This window comes from Arthrobacter sp. MOO21, assembly GCF_057369995.2.
Genome location: NZ_CM170671.2, coordinates 3,495,016 through 3,509,515, shown reverse-complemented (window position 1 = coordinate 3,509,515; position 14,500 = coordinate 3,495,016). Strand labels below are relative to the sequence as shown.

Genomic DNA, 14,500 nt, shown 5'->3' with positions numbered 1-14,500 from the left:
CATGTTGTCCTGATCCACCATGTTGTCCTGTTCGGTCGTAGCTCCTTGTCCCGTCATGCGGCCACCGCCGCTGCCTGGCGGAGGCCCAAAGCCTGCCCGATGTCATCCGAGTCGGGTGTTTGCCGATGTCCCAGGTCGGCCAGCGTCCACGCCAGGCGAAGGACGCGGTCGTAGCCGCGTGCCGTCAGCACGCCCCGTTCAAGCGAAAGGTCGAGGATCCGGGTGGCGGCTGGAGCCAGCCGCAGCTTTCCCCGAAGGATCCGGCCCGGCACCTGTGAGTTGGTCTCCAGCCCAAAGGCGTGCAACCGTTCGGACTGCCGTGAGCGCGCCTCCAGGACGCGGCAGGCTACCGAGGCGGTGTCCTCTTCTTCTGCCCCGGCCTGTCCAAAATCTGCCAGCGATACACGTTCCACCTGCAATTGGATGTCCACCCGGTCCAGGAGGGGCCCGGACATGCGCGCGAGGTACCGGCGGCGCATCATGGGGGTGCAGGTGCAGTCCAGGCCTTTCCCTGCAGCCTTGCCGCACGGACAGGGGTTGGCGGCAAGAACCAGCTGGAACCGCGCCGGATAAGCGGCAGTCCCGGCAGAGCGGTGGATTACCAGTTCCCCGCTTTCGAGCGGCTGCCGCAGGGCATCGAGGACCCGGCGCTCGTATTCCGGTGCCTCGTCGAGGAAGAGTACGCCGCGGTGGGCGCGGGACGCAGCGCCGGGCCGGGGCAGCCCGGAACCGCCACCGATAATGGCCGCGGCAGTTGCGGAATGGTGCGGGTTCTCGAAGGGCGGCCGGCGCAGCAGCTGTACCTGAGACGCCGGCAGCCCACAGAGCGAATGGATTGCCGTCACTTCCATTGATTCGTGGTCCCCGAGGTCCGGCAGGAGTCCGGGCAGCCGTTCTGCCAGCATGGTTTTGCCTGCGCCAGGCGGTCCGGTGAGCAGCAGGTGGTGCGCACCGGCAGCTGCGACTTCCAGCGCCCGCCGGGCGTCGCCCTGGCCGGAGACGTCGGCCATGTCGGGGCAGGGAGCCGGGTCCGACGGGCCGTCGGGCGCGTCCTGGGCGTCATCCGGTTCGAAATCCAGGGCGAGCTCCTGGGGGTCGGCGCCGAAGTCAAGAGCCAGGCGGGCCAGGGTGCGGTATCCGCGCACTTTCGCGCCGGGGACCAGGGAAGCTTCGGCCAGGTTTGCCTGGGCAACCACGATCTCCGGATAGCCTGCCTGCACGGATGCCATCACGGCCGGCAGGATCCCCCGGACCGGGCGCAGGCGGCCGTCGAGCCCTAACTCGGCGATGAAGACCGCGCGTCCGGTGGGCTTGATGTCTCCGGCGGCCCTGAGCACGGCCATGGTCACCGCAAGGTCGAATCCCGAGCCCCGCTTCGGCAGGGAAGCCGGAATGAGGTTGGCCGTGATTTTCCTTCGGCTCAAGGGGATGCCCGAGTTTTTGGCCGCCGACCGGATGCGTTCCTTCGCTTCGTTCAACGAAGCGTCAGGCAGCCCAAGGATCACGAAGGCGGGGAGCGTCTGGCCAATGTCGGATAATTGACACATGAAAGAAGCAACACCCAAACGCGCAATATTGTATCTCCGCCTCAGCGTCACCAAAGACGAAAGCGTCTCCATCGCCAACCAAAACAAGCAGCTTCAAGCCCTCGCCGAGAGGGAAGGCTGGCAAATAGTCGAGACGTTCACCGACGACGGCCTCAGCGGCGGCAAGCCCCGCGCCAACGCCGAGAAGGCCCTCCGGATGCTCCGCGAGAACGCCGCCGACGTAATCGCCGTATACAAGTTCGACCGCTGGAGCCGCATGGGCGCCCGCGCTGTCGCCGACTTGCAGGACGTACTCGACGAACGCGCCGCGTCCGGCTCCCCCGCGTTGTTCCTGGCTCTCGCCGATGGCCTCCGCTCGAACAGCCCCGCATGGGACATTCAGGTGGCACTCATGGCCGCGTTGGGCCGGACGGAGCGCGAACTGATCCGCTCCCGCGTGAAGGCCGCCCGCGACTATCAACGGCAGACACGCCGCCACTCCGGCGTCCCGCCCTACGGCTACCGCCCGATCCCCCACCCTTCCGGCAAGGGCCGCGCCCTCGACGTGGACCCCGACGAAGCGAAGGTGGTCCGCCGCATGGTCGACGAAGTCCTCTCCGGCGCCACCGGCTACGCCGTCGCCAAGGGCCTCAACGCCGACGGCGTCCCGCCGCGCAAGGCCGCAAAGTGGACCGCCGCGACGGTCGCCGACCTGCTCCGCGGCGACGCGATCCTCGGCTACATGACCCACCGCCGCCCCGGCGATTCGTCCCGTGTCAGCCGCCCGCTCCTCGGCGAGGACGGCCTCCCCGAGCAGGTATGGCCCGCAATCATCACGACAGAAGAATCCGCCGAACTGCGGGCGCTCCTGTCCCGGCGTCCCGACTGGAACACTATGCCCGGTGCTGGCCGGAAACGGGCGAGCCGCCTCCTCTCCGGACACGTCGAGTGCGCGACCTGCGGAAGCGTCATGCGCGTGAACTACACCGACAAGCAGAAGGACGGCTCCCGCACGGCTCGTTACGTCTGCTCCGCGTCCGCTGGAGCCTGCCCCCGCAAGGTCAGCGTCCACGCCGGAATGCTGGAGGCCCGCGTCGTGGAGGAGTTCCTCCGCGTCTTCGGCAGCTTCGACGTTTACGAGGTGCGCGAGTCCTCGACCCGCGACGCCGGAGAGCTTGCTCAGGTCCAGCAACTTATCTCCGCAACCGCGGCTGATATGGCCTCCCCCGGCGCTGACATTCCCACCCTGGCCGCACGCCTGACAGAGTTGCACGCCCGCCGTGAGGCGCTGGAGGCGGCTCCCGAAGTGACCACGGCGAACACTGTGGCAACCGGCGAGACCTTCGCCGAAGCATGGGAGGCCCGCGACACGGCAGGACGCCGGAAGCTCCTTGCCTCGGCGCTTGCCGGCCGCATCGTTGTCAGCCCCGCCGTTAGAGGCTCACGGAAACTGGACGAGTCCCGGCTGAGCATCCCGTGGCGCTGGAACGAACCCGACTACCAAGAGGAGAACTACTACGACGACTAACGAACCCAACCACGCCCGCGACCGTATATACGGCAGCGGCCAGCCCTTCGAGCTCAGCTACCAACCCGGCGAGGAAGACTGGAAGCGCTGGCTCCGCGCCGACGCCGAGCGCACCGTCCGCGCCGAGGAGGAGCGTTTACACGACCCGACCAATGACGAGTGACCCCGAGAGAGGCCCCCGGCTACCGCTGGCGGGCCTCTTTTCCATATTCGTGGCCCTCATTCTGAGCAGAAACACTCCTTCTGGCGGACTCCTATGTTGAGGAGAAAACTCATTCGGCGCCGAATGAGCACTCGGGACTGATTGGCGCACTTCTCTTGTGAGAGAAGTTTTTCAGCGCCGACTGAGCAATCGGTCCCGACTGGCCGACCTCTCCCTTGGAACCCCTGCTCTGCGGGTGCCGTGCCAGGCACGCCCGCTCGAAAGCGTGTAAACGCAAGCGCCGGAGGCGGGCGCCGCCCCGTTGCCCTCGCTTCCGGCGTAATCACCGAGGAGAAGCCGGAGAGTGGCTCAAACGTGAAAGGTGACGCTTTTCGTCACTCCTCCTATTACTTCATCGAGAGAGTGAGTGCTCGAAAAAGTAATCAGTAAAAGACGCAGAAACGTCACCTTTCAGGTTTGAGCCACTCCCCATGCTCCCCAAACTTTTCCCTCCATCTGGGCCGTCACCGGCCTGCCCACCAACCGAAAGGAACTCGCAGTCATGAACCCGCAAGAAGCCGCCCTCGCCGCCCTCCGCGACGGACGCCTTTACTCCCACCCCGCCGAAAAGCCCGTAAAACTGAAGACCGAGTCCGGCGTATCGCTGGAGATCCCCGGTCCACGGCTCCTCGCCCAGACCTATGCCCTCCCCTGGCTCCTCGCCCGCGTCGAGGCTTACCGCTCCGGCTCGGCGATCCTTACACGGCCCCTAGGAAGTGCCGAAAAACCCACGCCCATTCACCAGGGCGAACTCTCCGAGAGCCTCCTAGCGGCACTGGAGGCCCTCCCAGCGGAAAGTACTGCGGGCCGCCCCTACAAAGACTTCCGGTTCTTCCTCGCTGAAGCCACACCCGACCGCCGAGCCGCCTACTTCGCCGACGCTGTCACCCACCTTCGGCGCCTCCTCCCGGCATGGCGACCCGCCAAGGAACGCGCCCCGCGAGGCCCCGCCAAGACCGCAGCCGAGCACGTCGCCGCCCACCGCGAGCGCGTCGAGGCCGACGAAATGGCAAGCGCCCGCGAGTGGCTGGAAAACTACCTCGGCTATCCGGACGACCGCCCCGCCCCCGGCTCCCGCATCGTGGCCCACGAGCTCTACGAAGAGTGCGCCGACACCATCGAGTCATTCGTCGACGGCGAGGAAGAGCGCGAAGACGGCGGCAGCTACCGCATCCCGCGCCAGCGGATCTTCTACGCCGCCGCCGACGAGCTCCTCGGGCCTCGGCGCCGAGGCACTAACGGCTCCGCCCGCGTCTATCTCGTCCCCTCAACATGAAAGGCACCCCAGTGTTCCCGACCTACTACCGCTACTCGATCGGCAGCCCCCAGCTACCGAAGGCCCTCAGCGCCGAGAAAGCCGTCGCTCACCTACGAGAGAGCCTCTTCTACCACGCCCACAATCACGCCTTCTGGCGAGCCCGCGCCAAGGCCCTGGAAGCCCGTCTAGAAGCCTTTGAAGAAGTCGCTCCCGGCGCCCGCAAGTAACCACCCCACCCCTCCCCGGCGCACCTGGCGCCACCCCTCACAGATAGGACCAAGCACCTTGACCACCATCGACCGCTCCACCCTCCGCTCCATGATCAGCCGCGACGTTCACGCCGGAGGCGGCGGGGGCGCTTACTTCACCGGAGGCTCCATGCCTGATCCGGCGTTGGCCGAGATTTACCCCGACGTCGCCGAGGCCCTCGAAGCCTTCGAGGCGTTCAAGCCTGAAGCCGCCAAGCTGTCCGCCGAGCTCACCAAAGCCCGCGCACGCCGCACCGAGCACAAGAATCACGAGGACGCCGTTCACACGAACGACCCCAACCTCGGCCTCGTCTTCAGCGACCCGGAAGGCGTTCGCCTTCAGAACCGCGTCAGGGAGATCGAGAAGGCGCTCGAAGTCCTCAGCGCCAAGGCCAAGCGTGCCCTCCTTGACTACCTCGTCGAGGCGTTCACCCGCCTCCCCGAAGCCCGCAGCACCTTCCGCCAACGCGCCAAGGACAAGGACGCGGAAGTGCAAGAGCTCGCCGCCGCGCTGACCGAGGCCCTCGCCAAGCGTGAGCGGTACTGGGCACTCGCCGGTCAGCCCTTCCCCGGCGTCTCCGACGCGGCACTCCCCGCCGTCACGACCCGCCGCGTCGCCGAGCAGGACCAGCTTTCCCGCGACCTGAAGCTCGTCCTCGATCGCATCCTGCCCTTCCCGAAGCTCTAACCAACCACCGCCCCGAAAGGAACCCATGAACTACAACATCGTCGCCGACCTCGTCCGGAAAACCCTCCGGGCTAGCCCCTTGCCGGAGAACTTCCGCGATCTCTCCGACCGCGACCAGCGCCCCTTCATCGACCGGGCCAACGCCGAAGGAAAGCGCCCCGAGGATCTTTACGAGGTCGTCCGCGCTCAACAGGCCGAAGACCTGAAGGACGCTGGCGAAGGCGGCTTCGACCCCGCGGCTATCGCCCGCACCGTTCGCTCCGGCCCCTTCGGCGGCCCCAGCACCTAACCAACGTTCACGCCGGAGAGCCTGCCCCGTACCACAACGAGGCGGGCTCTCGGCGTCCCCGCAACCGAAAGGAAACCCCACCCCCATGAGAGAACGTGACTACAGGCGCGACCATGGACGGATCGTCAAGTCGAAGATGTACGCGGCAGAGCGCTTCATCGAACTGTCACCCGAGGAATGCCCGCGTGGCGTTCGCGGCGACCTCACCGCTGCTCAATGGATCAGGTTGGCGCCGGACGAGCGACGGACCCATGCTCTGAGCAACGCCCGCAAACAGGCAACCGAGGAACTTCGTATGAAGTACGGATATGACCCGCGCCCGTCAATCACTATGGCCGAGCTCGCAGCCCTGACGATCGAGCACGCAGAGCAGAGCGCCGACGACCTGAAGCAGATCCTCAACGGCACGCCCGACCAAGTCGAGAAGATCGTCGCCGCGTCAATGCCGCGTCTTAGGTGCGACGCCTTCGAGCGGCTAACCCATAAGTACAAGATCCTCGCCGAAGCCTGACGCCGAGCTGACCCGGCCTGGGGCGCCCGAACCTTCACGGCGACGGCGCCCACCTACCCCCTGGGCCACCCCTCCCCCTACCCCTTTCTCTCTCACCGAAGGGGCATAGCGTTCGCCACCGCGCGCGGGTCTGGGCCTTTTAGTAAAAACGCACTTCCTCGCGCTTTTAACAAGCTCTAATTCCGGCTGTTTCCCACCGGACTCCGCAATTAAAGCGTCGGCAATCATTTCAGTCGTCTTCAGTGCCAAAGCTGCAAATCCCCCTAGGGAGACGAGTCCCTGGGCCGCCTCCTTAGGGGTACGCAAAGGGGGGGGTACCTCCATTGACGAAGGTAGGCCGACTATAGCAATCTCATCCCACGGGAGACTCAGTCCTTGGTCTTAGCCCTCTGTTTGCAGGAGGAGGCGGCGCTAAGCAAACGCGCCTGAAATTAGCCGCGCCGCTTTGCAGGTGATTCGCAAGCCACCGAGAGGCTCTGCCGTGTCTGGCGGCCAGTGGCTACCCGCGGGGGACGCTCATAGAAAGTTCTCTCAATGCACGAACGAAAGCGCCCGTTTCGCGGGCCTACCCACCTAGAACTTCTCCCGAGGAGCGGTGGGACAATACATAGGCGAGGCCGAATGACAGGGTGGGCCGCCTGCGTTGCAGCTCTTGCCTTCGTCGGCGCGGTCCTGTCCGCCGTTCCGGCGCAAGCGGTCACCGGCTACCACGTTGTAGTTGGCTCCCTTGGCGTCAATGCACGCTCAGGCCCCGGCACGGGATACTCGATCGTGGGCAAGCTCTACAACGGGCAAGCCATTGACATTGCTTGTCAGACCAAGGGGTCACTGGTCGGCGTAGGTCTGCCCGGAACGCCTACAGACGTCTGGGACCAGCTAACCAATGGCTGGTACATCACTGACTACTACACGTCGACAACCGGGCTGAATGGAAGCTACACACCCGGCATCCCGCAGTGCGGCACGGTGGCACCGCCCCCACCAGCACCGGCGCCACCGCCACCAGCACCGGCGCCGCCTGTCGTCAACCAGCCGTCAGACGGGTGCGCCCAGGTACGGGTTATCGCCGCCCGAGGCATGGGCGAGAACCCATTCTCAAACGACAACGGCCTGGGTGGGGAACTCAATAGGTTTGTCACAGATTTGCAAAGATCGCTGCCCGGCGTCGACGTTCGGTATTGGGCAGACCCGTACCCTGCAGACAAGAGCGGGGAAGTTGCAGATCCGCAGAACTACCACGGGTCCGTCTACGCCCAGAGCGTCGAATGGGGAACGCTCTTCGCTGAACATTACCTCTATGATCATTTGCACGGATGCCAATCGGAGCACGTGATCATTGCCGGATACTCTGAAGGCGCCAACGTGATGCACATGGTGTGGAACAACTATGCGGGCAACGGCGGGCTCGACACTTGGCGAGGACGCCTTGATGGTCTTGTGTTGTTCGCAGATCCACTTTTCGATGCTTCGCAGCAAACCCAAGTCCCCGCCTACAGCTTGGACATCGGCACTTTCACTAGGTCAGGTCACGGCGGAATTTTCGGAAGTGTCGCCGTTGTTTGGACTCCTCAACAGGAAACAAAACATTTCATGCATTCCTATTGCCGTGGAGGAGACCCAGTGTGCGATTTTCCTAATACAAATGTGAGCATACACACGTCCTATGTTGCGGCAGGAATTCCCCAATCGGCTGCACAAAGTCTGTCGAGGTGGCTCATCGGGCACTATTTCCACTGACAGAGGCGGGAGCCACGACCCCCGGGGGCACAATCCATAGGGAAAGTGGCAGCCTACACCGTTAAGTTCATCTTTTGTCATAGCAATCAGGAATGAAGAAGGCCCTTCTCCGAGCCCCGATAGTCACACTCGGGCCGCGAGGGAGGCCTTTTTCCATTTCCCAGATAGGGTGCAGAAACAACCTGTCTTTGCAACTGGGGGAACCATGAAAAAGCTTGTCATGAGCGCTGCCGCTCTTTCACTCGTCGCAGTTTTGTCCGGCTGCGGCGGCGCCGCCGAAAGCGCAAACCCAGCAACAACCAGCACGGCCCCGGCGCCGACTCCAACTGTCACGAAGACGGTCACGGTCACGCCGACGCCGACACCCCCTCCCGTCAAGACGACAGGCTCCTATGCCGCAGACCTCGCCGCTCTCGGCGTCGTTCCTGACAGTGTCCAGCGGTTCGCTGATTACATGAAAAAGGAAATTTGCGACCAAACCGGGGACAACCTGGGGGTATCCGTGCGCTCCATCGGCGGCAACAAGACCGGAGGCGGCCCCGACGGCGTCCGGCTCACCGTTGCCTACTTCTGCCCCAACAAATCTCAGGAAGTCGAGTCCTATCTGGCCTACTTCAAGAAATAGTCAAATCGCCCATGAACGAAGATGCCCCTCCCCTAGCACAGAGTAAGGGAGGGGCTTTTCACGATCTGCAGCTATTTAGCAGGGCAGTTCCGCTTGTCGTGCCCGTGGTAGTTACACACGCTGCACGCCCCAGCGAACTGCGATACAGAGCATGACCTCCTGTCGTGCCCCGAAACTCCGCACCACGAACAGGTCCGACTCCCCGCCATTTCTTCCCCTTTGGCTATTTCAAATGCTTGACGGCCCATGTTATCGCGTCCGCCTCGACCACTCACGCGTAACCGAAGCCCTCCGCACTAGCTAAACCTCGTCCTCGCAGCGGCACCGACAGCTTCGGCGTCAGCATACATCCCGTCCCCGAGCATGATGTTGCACCATCGGTGGGCGGTCCTGAGGTTCTCCGGATCGTCGTCTCGTCCGAACACAGCAATGGACGCAATGTGGTCCAGCGTCGGGTACCTGTCGTCGGATAACCTGGCGTTGGGATCGGTAGGGAGCCCGCAAATTTGGCAAACATAGTTGTCCCGTTCCAGTACCAACTTTCTATGCTTGCTGTGACCACTAGATGATCCTCGCTTACGGGCAGAAGGCGGGACTGACAGAACATCTGTGATACCTTTCCGGCGCTTGCACTCGGCGCATCGGCAATTATCTGACCGTCCCCTCTTGTCCAGAAGTGTTCGACGGCAAACCTGGTGTTCCTTTACAAAATCTGCCCGCGACTGGCCCGCCTCAGTGGCCTCTGCCCGGCGATAAACTCCGCATCCGTAGCAGAAACCCAACGAGCTGGCCGCCCCCCGCCTCATGATCCCGCAAAGGTTCGAGCAGTAGTCGCGGCTCCTCTGGTGGGACTCAAACTCGATCCCGCACCCGTTGCAAACCACCTGCTCACGAAAGGGCGGTCTTGGGGGCCGGGGCACTACTCCGCCTTTCCTACCGTCTTGGCAAACGACCTAAGCTTCGGAATGGCAGGAAGGTCCACCCACATGCGGATCGAGTTCGGCGCTGGCGCCGTGCCGCCGACTCGGTAGGCGCCGAATCCGAGCTCGTCAAAGATGGGAGCCAGGGCAGCGGCCTTCGCTTCCGTCAGGTGACCGATTTTGCGCCCCTTGCCGTACACGGCGACGGCATTGGCGTCCCACTTGTTCTTCGGCTCACGGATGAGCAAATACTCAGTCCCCCCATGCTTGTAGCGGCCGGAGTCGGTGACCCAGTACGCCGAGCCGACGATTCGGAAGCGGCTGGACGGTAGCTCGCGGAGGTCAAGTACCGAAAGGTCCGCCTCGTCGAGCATGACTTTCCTTACCCCCGCAGGTCTGGTCTCGACTCCATTTTCTGCCTCGGCCCGTGGCTCGACCACCTGCGGCGGCGCTTGCGGCCCCGGCGACGGGAGCGCCTCGCTGATGGCTTCCTTCGCCGGTGCTGAAACCTCCGGGACCGGCGACGCCGTTTGGCGCACTTCCGTCGCCGTGGTTACCCCACCTTCGCCGCGAAAAGCTGTCATGAACTTCTGAATCATCCCCATGCCGGAAGCCTACATCGCTGATTCTGCCTCCCGGCGCGGCGACGTTCTCATTGGCTCACAGCCGACCGGAACCTAGGTAATCTAAAGTAATGGCCTCACTTCCGGAAAGCGTCACCAAGAGCAAACAATGGCCCATGTGGGCAGGCTCAGCCACAGATTTGGAGAGGATTCTCCGACTCGTGCAAAGGCAGTACGAGCCGCTCCTCGAAGATCACATCGTCACCTCAACAAAATACCCTCGTCAGGCGCTGGCCTCAAAGAAGTCTTTACTAACGGTTCTGGAAACAAAGGCATCCAATTCCATCGACGCCGCGTCTCGATTGGCGGAAGTCGTGGCTGAAGTTGAAGACCGGCAGAAGTCCCTCGAAGACGCCGAAGTGGAGGCGGGCAACGCGGGCCGCATAGACCTAACAGTTACCGGCCGCGAAGATGAGCGCCGGTCTGTAACGGGTACCGCTACGGAACTGGTGGAATATCTAGACGGTCGCCACATAAACGCGCTGGAGTTTTCGGCTCCGAGCGGCAGCATTCCTAACCACACGATTACGATTCGGGCCGACCGCAAGGACGGTATTTACGCACGAGCATCGTCCACTGACTCGCAATGGTCCATCGCCGCTTTTTCGGAACTATCCGACGAGATCAAAAAACAGGTTCCTAGATGGCCCTTCCTTCGGAATGCAATTTTTCTTTACATCACTTACATCATCATGTTTGGCGTGGCCTTGTGGTTCCTGGCGGACACGATAGCCATATGGTCAATGCCATCGCATAAGTTCTCCCCAACGGTCCAAAGCACCATAACTTCTGCTATCGGATGGGTAGCGCCCGCTCTCTCATTTGGCGCTGTCTTTTTAACGCGGAGGCTCATTCCAGCTTTCGAAGTAGTGGAGAGCGGGAAAAGTTCGCGTGGAAAACGAATGTTAGCCGCAATCGGCTCAGTCGTCGTAGCCCTCGTCCTCGCCGTGATTGGCAACGCCGTGTCGAAAGCCGTTCTCGGCTAATAATTTGATGTGTCTTTTACTTGACATCGTCTGGCCAATGTCTGCCTCCACTTCCACCATGTAGCCGTTCAGGCCGACCAGGGCGATGGAATAGGTCCTTCCCAGTGCCATCACCCCACCCCCTTGAGGTGTTCCAGCGTGGGCTCCCCGCCGCCGTCGTCCACCACGGCGATGACGTCCACGCGGCGCAAGGGCATCCGCAGTTCCCGGTCGCGGCACCATGCGGCACCGAGCCTGTGCAGACGGGCGAGTTTCTCCGGGCCCACCGCCTCGAACGGATGGCCGTAGTCCAGCGACCGGCGGGTTTTCACCTCGGCAATGACGAGGGCGTCGCCGTCGAGGGCCACAATGTCGATCTCGCCCTCGCTGCAGCGCCAGTTACGCTCGACGACGAGCATGCCAAGGGCTTCAAGATGGCCGGCTGCGAGGTCTTCCCCGCGGCGGCCCAAAAGGTCCTTCGATTTCATTTCCACCTCCGCAACCAGCCTGCGGGAGCGTGGCAGCGGAGGGCACCCGGATCCTGCCGTATGTGGACAGGACCGGGTGTGGAGGGAGGGTCAGGGCGGGCCTAGTTGCCCAGGTCCACGTCCTTGGGCAGGGCCAGTTCCTCGTTGCGGGGCAACTCCTCGACGTTGACGTCTTTGTACGTCAGGACCCGGACGCTTTTGACGAACCGGGCCGAGCGGTAAACATCCCAGACCCAGGCATCCTGGAGGGTCAGGTCGAAATAGACTTCGCCGTCGGCGCTGCGTGCCTGGAGGTCCACGTGGTTCGCGAGGTAGAAGCGCCGCTCGGTCTCGACAACGTAGCTGAACAGGCCGACGACGTCGCGGTACTCACGATAGAGCTGAAGCTCCATGTCGGTTTCATAGTTCTCAAGATCCTCAGCACTCATGCTTCCATCTTGCACCATGTCCGGCATGGCTGGCGCCGGGCACAGGGACTCAGTCTTCGCCCGGGCTGTCCGCGTCGGGATCGTCTGCGTCCTGCAGTTCCCCGCCGAGCAGCCGCCAGCTGACCCGGTGGTAGGGGGTGGCGCCGGCCGCCCGCAGGACATCCCGGTGCGCCGCGGTGGCGTACCCCTTGTTGATGTCCCAGCCATACTCGGGGTATTCCTGGTGAAGCTCCCGCATGTGGTGGTCGCGCTCCACCTTGGCAATGACACTCGCGGCGGCGACGCTCAGGCACTGCATGTCCGCCTTGATCCTCGTGTGGACCGGAGCATTGCAGTCTGCCTCAGGCGCGGGCTGGTCGAACAAGGACGGCTGCTCCGCCGGGGAGAGCCAGTTGTGGCTCCCGTCCAGGAGCACCAGTTCCGGCAGGACACCAGCGGCCAGGATGCTCCGCCAGGCACGTGTACCGGCAAGCCGGAGGGCTGCGATGATTCCCAGGGCGTCGATCTCCTGGGCGCTGGCATGGCCCACGGCCGAGGCGACGCTCCAGCGGCGTACCAGCGGCTCCAACCGTTCCCGTTCGGCAGGGCTGAGGAGCTTGCTGTCCCGGACGCCGGGCAGCGGTTTTTGGCGTTCGAGGTCCACGACGGCGATGCCCACGCTGACCGGGCCTGCGAGGGCACCCCGGCCCACCTCGTCCACCCCGGCCAGGAAGCGCACGCCCTGGGCCTTGAAGGAGCGCTCGTGCCTCAGCGTGGGCGCCTTCCCGGTGCTTGCGGACGCCCTGGACGAACCGGACCGAGTCTTTGCCGAAGCCCTTGTTGCCGGGGCTTTTTTCGGTGGAACCTGCAGGGCATCGGCCCCTGCAGGTTCCGTCTCTACGGCGGAGGACATGGTCAGCGCGCAGCCGGGACGTTCCTGAACACGTCCGGGTAGTTGTCCAGGGTCTTGATCCTGTTCAAAGGCCAGGCGATGACGGCGGCTTTGCCTTCGAGGTCCTTGAGGTCAACGAATCCGCCGTCGGTCTCCATGTGCGCCCGGGAGTCAGCGGAGTGGTTGCGGTTGTCGCCCATCACCCATACCTTGCCTTCCGGGACGGTGACGTCAAAGTTGCGGACCTGCGGTACTTCGGCGGGATTGATGTAGGCCTCGTCGACTGCCGCGCCATTGATAGTCAGTTTACCGCCGGCATCACAGCACACGACGTGGTCGCCGGGCAGGCCGATAACCCGCTTCACCAGGTGCTGCTCCGAATTGTCGGGCAGGAGCCCGACGAAAGTGAGTCCGTCCTGGACCCACGTAAAGGGTCCCTCCGTCTTCGCCGGGGCGGGCGGCAGCCAGCCCTTGGTGTCCCGGAATACCACCACGTCGCCGCGGCTGAGCGCGAACGGTTCGGGAACCAGCAGGTTGACGAAGATGCGGTCGTCCACGTCCAGGGTGTTCACCATGGACTCGGACGGTATGAAGAAGGCCCGGAACAGGAAGGTCTTGATGAGGAAGGACAGCACCACCGCGATGACCACCACCGTGGCAATCTCCTTCAGCCACCCCAGCAGGGGGTTGCCTGCGGATTTGCCTTCAACCTTGGCGGCGGACCGGCTTTTCGCGTGCACCGGTGCGGCTGGAGCTGCAGCGGGCGCGTCGGGGGCCGGAACGGCCGGGACCTCCGAAGCGCCGTCGTGGCGGGGCTCGGGATTCGGCGCGTGGTTCTCGGGCATTTACCGTCCGTTCTCTGTCGTCGACCCCGCTGCGGGCGGCCGGGATACTGGAGCAAATCTATCAAGGGGCCAGAGGATCTGGACCGGCCGGCCAATCACCCGGTCCAGTGGCACCAGGCCCCCGCCAGGGGCGCCGAGAAGGCTGCGGGAGTCGGCGGAGACAGACCGGTGGTCCCCCATCAGCCACAGCCGGCCCTCCGGCACCACGGCGGTGAACTTTTGCGTGCTGGGGCTGTCTCCGGGGAAGATGTATGGCTCGTCGAGCGGTGCCCCGTTGACGGTCACTTTCCCTCCGGCGTCGCAGCAGGCCACGGTGTCACCTGGAACTCCGATGACGCGTTTGACGTAGGTTGTGTCGCTTCCGGTCAGTCCCAGCCACTGGGTAACGGCGGCGGCAGCGTCCACCAGGGGGCCCTTGCCGCTGTTCAGCGGGGCAAACGTTCCCCGCCCGTCGAAGACAACGATGTCCCCGCGGCGGACCGGTTCACCCTGGAAGCCGGTCCGGGAGACCAGGATCCGGTCGCCCCCTTCCAGGAGCGGCTCCATGGATTCCGACGGAATGAAGTACACGTCCAGCCACAGCGAGCGGACCAGCCCGCTGGCCGCGATGGCCAGGACAAGCGCCAGGAACGCAAAACGCCAGCCCACGCTGCGGGGCTGGCGTTTTGTCTGGTCCATGGTCCGTAATCCTGGCGCTGGTGCATTGCTCCGGCGCTTGCCGGCACGGCCGCGTTCCAGATGTGTGCGG

At 64.0% G+C, this 14,500-nt stretch carries 17 protein-coding genes; 9 read left to right on the top strand and 8 right to left on the bottom strand.

The window, feature by feature from the left end; all coding sequences use genetic code 11:
- Positions 1–53: 53 nt before the first annotated feature.
- Positions 54–1,598, bottom strand: a complete 1,545-nt coding sequence (locus AC2JAJ_RS16305; protein ID WP_486416782.1) for a YifB family Mg chelatase-like AAA ATPase — start codon at positions 1,596–1,598, stop codon at positions 54–56.
- Between AC2JAJ_RS16305 and AC2JAJ_RS16300 the strand changes: the two genes are divergently transcribed.
- The 8 genes from AC2JAJ_RS16300 to AC2JAJ_RS16265 all read left to right on the top strand — a co-directional run bounded on the left by AC2JAJ_RS16300 (position 1,546) and on the right by AC2JAJ_RS16265 (position 8,612).
- The gene (locus AC2JAJ_RS16300) at positions 1,546–3,054 is read left to right on the top strand and encodes a recombinase family protein (protein WP_486415161.1); all 1,509 of its coding nucleotides are present in this window, start codon (positions 1,546–1,548) and stop codon (positions 3,052–3,054) included. The genes AC2JAJ_RS16305 and AC2JAJ_RS16300 overlap by 53 nt on opposite strands.
- A gap of 704 nt (positions 3,055–3,758) precedes the next feature.
- Positions 3,759–4,532: a hypothetical protein gene (locus AC2JAJ_RS16295; protein WP_486415162.1), complete on the top strand. Its 774-nt coding sequence runs from the start codon at positions 3,759–3,761 to the stop codon at positions 4,530–4,532.
- A gap of 11 nt (positions 4,533–4,543) precedes the next feature.
- A complete protein-coding gene (locus AC2JAJ_RS16290; protein WP_501053197.1) occupies positions 4,544–4,741 on the top strand; it encodes a hypothetical protein in 198 nt (65 codons plus the stop codon).
- A gap of 58 nt (positions 4,742–4,799) precedes the next feature.
- A complete protein-coding gene (locus tag AC2JAJ_RS16285) occupies positions 4,800–5,450 on the top strand; it encodes a hypothetical protein (protein ID WP_486415164.1) in 651 nt (216 codons plus the stop codon).
- A gap of 25 nt (positions 5,451–5,475) precedes the next feature.
- On the top strand, positions 5,476–5,739 hold the full coding sequence (locus AC2JAJ_RS16280) for a hypothetical protein (protein WP_486415165.1): 264 nt from the start codon (positions 5,476–5,478) through the stop codon (positions 5,737–5,739).
- Between the two features lie 85 nt (positions 5,740–5,824).
- Positions 5,825–6,250, top strand: coding sequence for a hypothetical protein (locus tag AC2JAJ_RS16275; RefSeq protein WP_486415166.1), 426 nt, complete (start codon positions 5,825–5,827; stop codon positions 6,248–6,250).
- A gap of 771 nt (positions 6,251–7,021) precedes the next feature.
- A complete protein-coding gene (locus AC2JAJ_RS16270) occupies positions 7,022–7,987 on the top strand; it encodes a cutinase family protein (RefSeq protein ID WP_501053196.1) in 966 nt (321 codons plus the stop codon).
- Between the two features lie 220 nt (positions 7,988–8,207).
- Positions 8,208–8,612, top strand: coding sequence for a hypothetical protein (locus AC2JAJ_RS16265; protein WP_501053195.1), 405 nt, complete (start codon positions 8,208–8,210; stop codon positions 8,610–8,612).
- 296 nt (positions 8,613–8,908) lie between these two features.
- Here the strand turns inward: AC2JAJ_RS16265 and AC2JAJ_RS16260 are convergent, their stop codons facing one another.
- Positions 8,909–9,418 (bottom strand): HNH endonuclease, encoded by a 510-nt coding sequence (locus AC2JAJ_RS16260; RefSeq protein ID WP_486416783.1) that lies wholly within the window; start codon positions 9,416–9,418, stop codon positions 8,909–8,911.
- Between the two features lie 113 nt (positions 9,419–9,531).
- Positions 9,532–10,137 carry an HIRAN domain-containing protein gene (locus AC2JAJ_RS16255; RefSeq protein WP_486415169.1) on the bottom strand — a complete coding sequence of 202 codons (606 nt, stop codon included), beginning with the start codon at positions 10,135–10,137 and terminating at the stop codon, positions 9,532–9,534.
- A gap of 89 nt (positions 10,138–10,226) precedes the next feature.
- Between AC2JAJ_RS16255 and AC2JAJ_RS16250 the strand changes: the two genes are divergently transcribed.
- Complete coding sequence (locus AC2JAJ_RS16250; protein WP_501053194.1) at positions 10,227–11,141, top strand: hypothetical protein; 915 nt, start codon at positions 10,227–10,229, stop codon at positions 11,139–11,141.
- A 110-nt stretch (positions 11,142–11,251) separates the two neighbouring features.
- Here AC2JAJ_RS16250 and AC2JAJ_RS16245 read toward each other — a convergent pair whose 3' ends face one another.
- The 5 genes from AC2JAJ_RS16245 to lepB (AC2JAJ_RS16225) all read right to left on the bottom strand — a co-directional run bounded on the left by AC2JAJ_RS16245 (position 11,252) and on the right by lepB (AC2JAJ_RS16225) (position 14,430).
- A complete protein-coding gene (locus tag AC2JAJ_RS16245; protein ID WP_221386885.1) occupies positions 11,252–11,608 on the bottom strand; it encodes a YraN family protein in 357 nt (118 codons plus the stop codon).
- Between the two features lie 101 nt (positions 11,609–11,709).
- A complete protein-coding gene (locus AC2JAJ_RS16240) occupies positions 11,710–12,036 on the bottom strand; it encodes a DUF2469 domain-containing protein (protein ID WP_221386884.1) in 327 nt (108 codons plus the stop codon).
- 49 nt (positions 12,037–12,085) lie between these two features.
- Complete coding sequence (gene rnhB / locus AC2JAJ_RS16235) at positions 12,086–12,754, bottom strand: ribonuclease HII (RefSeq protein ID WP_486415171.1); 669 nt, start codon at positions 12,752–12,754, stop codon at positions 12,086–12,088.
- A 176-nt stretch (positions 12,755–12,930) separates the two neighbouring features.
- Positions 12,931–13,752 (bottom strand): signal peptidase I, encoded by an 822-nt coding sequence (gene lepB, locus AC2JAJ_RS16230; protein WP_486415172.1) that lies wholly within the window; start codon positions 13,750–13,752, stop codon positions 12,931–12,933.
- Positions 13,753–14,430, bottom strand: coding sequence for a signal peptidase I (gene lepB / locus AC2JAJ_RS16225; RefSeq protein ID WP_486415173.1), 678 nt, complete (start codon positions 14,428–14,430; stop codon positions 13,753–13,755). It abuts the gene before it with no gap.
- Positions 14,431–14,500: the final 70 nt, after the last annotated feature.

Coding starts and splice junctions, on each gene's coding strand:
- AC2JAJ_RS16250 (WP_501053194.1), top strand. CDS start 10,227: ATGGCCTCACTTCCGGAAAGCGTCACCAAGAGCAAACAATGGCCCATG.
- AC2JAJ_RS16300 (WP_486415161.1), top strand. CDS start 1,546: ATGAAAGAAGCAACACCCAAACGCGCAATATTGTATCTCCGCCTCAGC.
- AC2JAJ_RS16255 (WP_486415169.1), bottom strand. CDS start 10,137: ATGGGGATGATTCAGAAGTTCATGACAGCTTTTCGCGGCGAAGGTGGG.
- lepB (WP_486415172.1), bottom strand. CDS start 13,752: ATGCCCGAGAACCACGCGCCGAATCCCGAGCCCCGCCACGACGGCGCT.
- AC2JAJ_RS16295 (WP_486415162.1), top strand. CDS start 3,759: ATGAACCCGCAAGAAGCCGCCCTCGCCGCCCTCCGCGACGGACGCCTT.
- lepB (WP_486415173.1), bottom strand. CDS start 14,430: ATGGACCAGACAAAACGCCAGCCCCGCAGCGTGGGCTGGCGTTTTGCG.
- AC2JAJ_RS16275 (WP_486415166.1), top strand. CDS start 5,825: ATGAGAGAACGTGACTACAGGCGCGACCATGGACGGATCGTCAAGTCG.
- AC2JAJ_RS16280 (WP_486415165.1), top strand. CDS start 5,476: ATGAACTACAACATCGTCGCCGACCTCGTCCGGAAAACCCTCCGGGCT.
- AC2JAJ_RS16240 (WP_221386884.1), bottom strand. CDS start 12,036: ATGAGTGCTGAGGATCTTGAGAACTATGAAACCGACATGGAGCTTCAG.
- AC2JAJ_RS16260 (WP_486416783.1), bottom strand. CDS start 9,418: ATGAGGCGGGGGGCGGCCAGCTCGTTGGGTTTCTGCTACGGATGCGGA.
- AC2JAJ_RS16265 (WP_501053195.1), top strand. CDS start 8,208: ATGAGCGCTGCCGCTCTTTCACTCGTCGCAGTTTTGTCCGGCTGCGGC.
- AC2JAJ_RS16245 (WP_221386885.1), bottom strand. CDS start 11,608: ATGAAATCGAAGGACCTTTTGGGCCGCCGCGGGGAAGACCTCGCAGCC.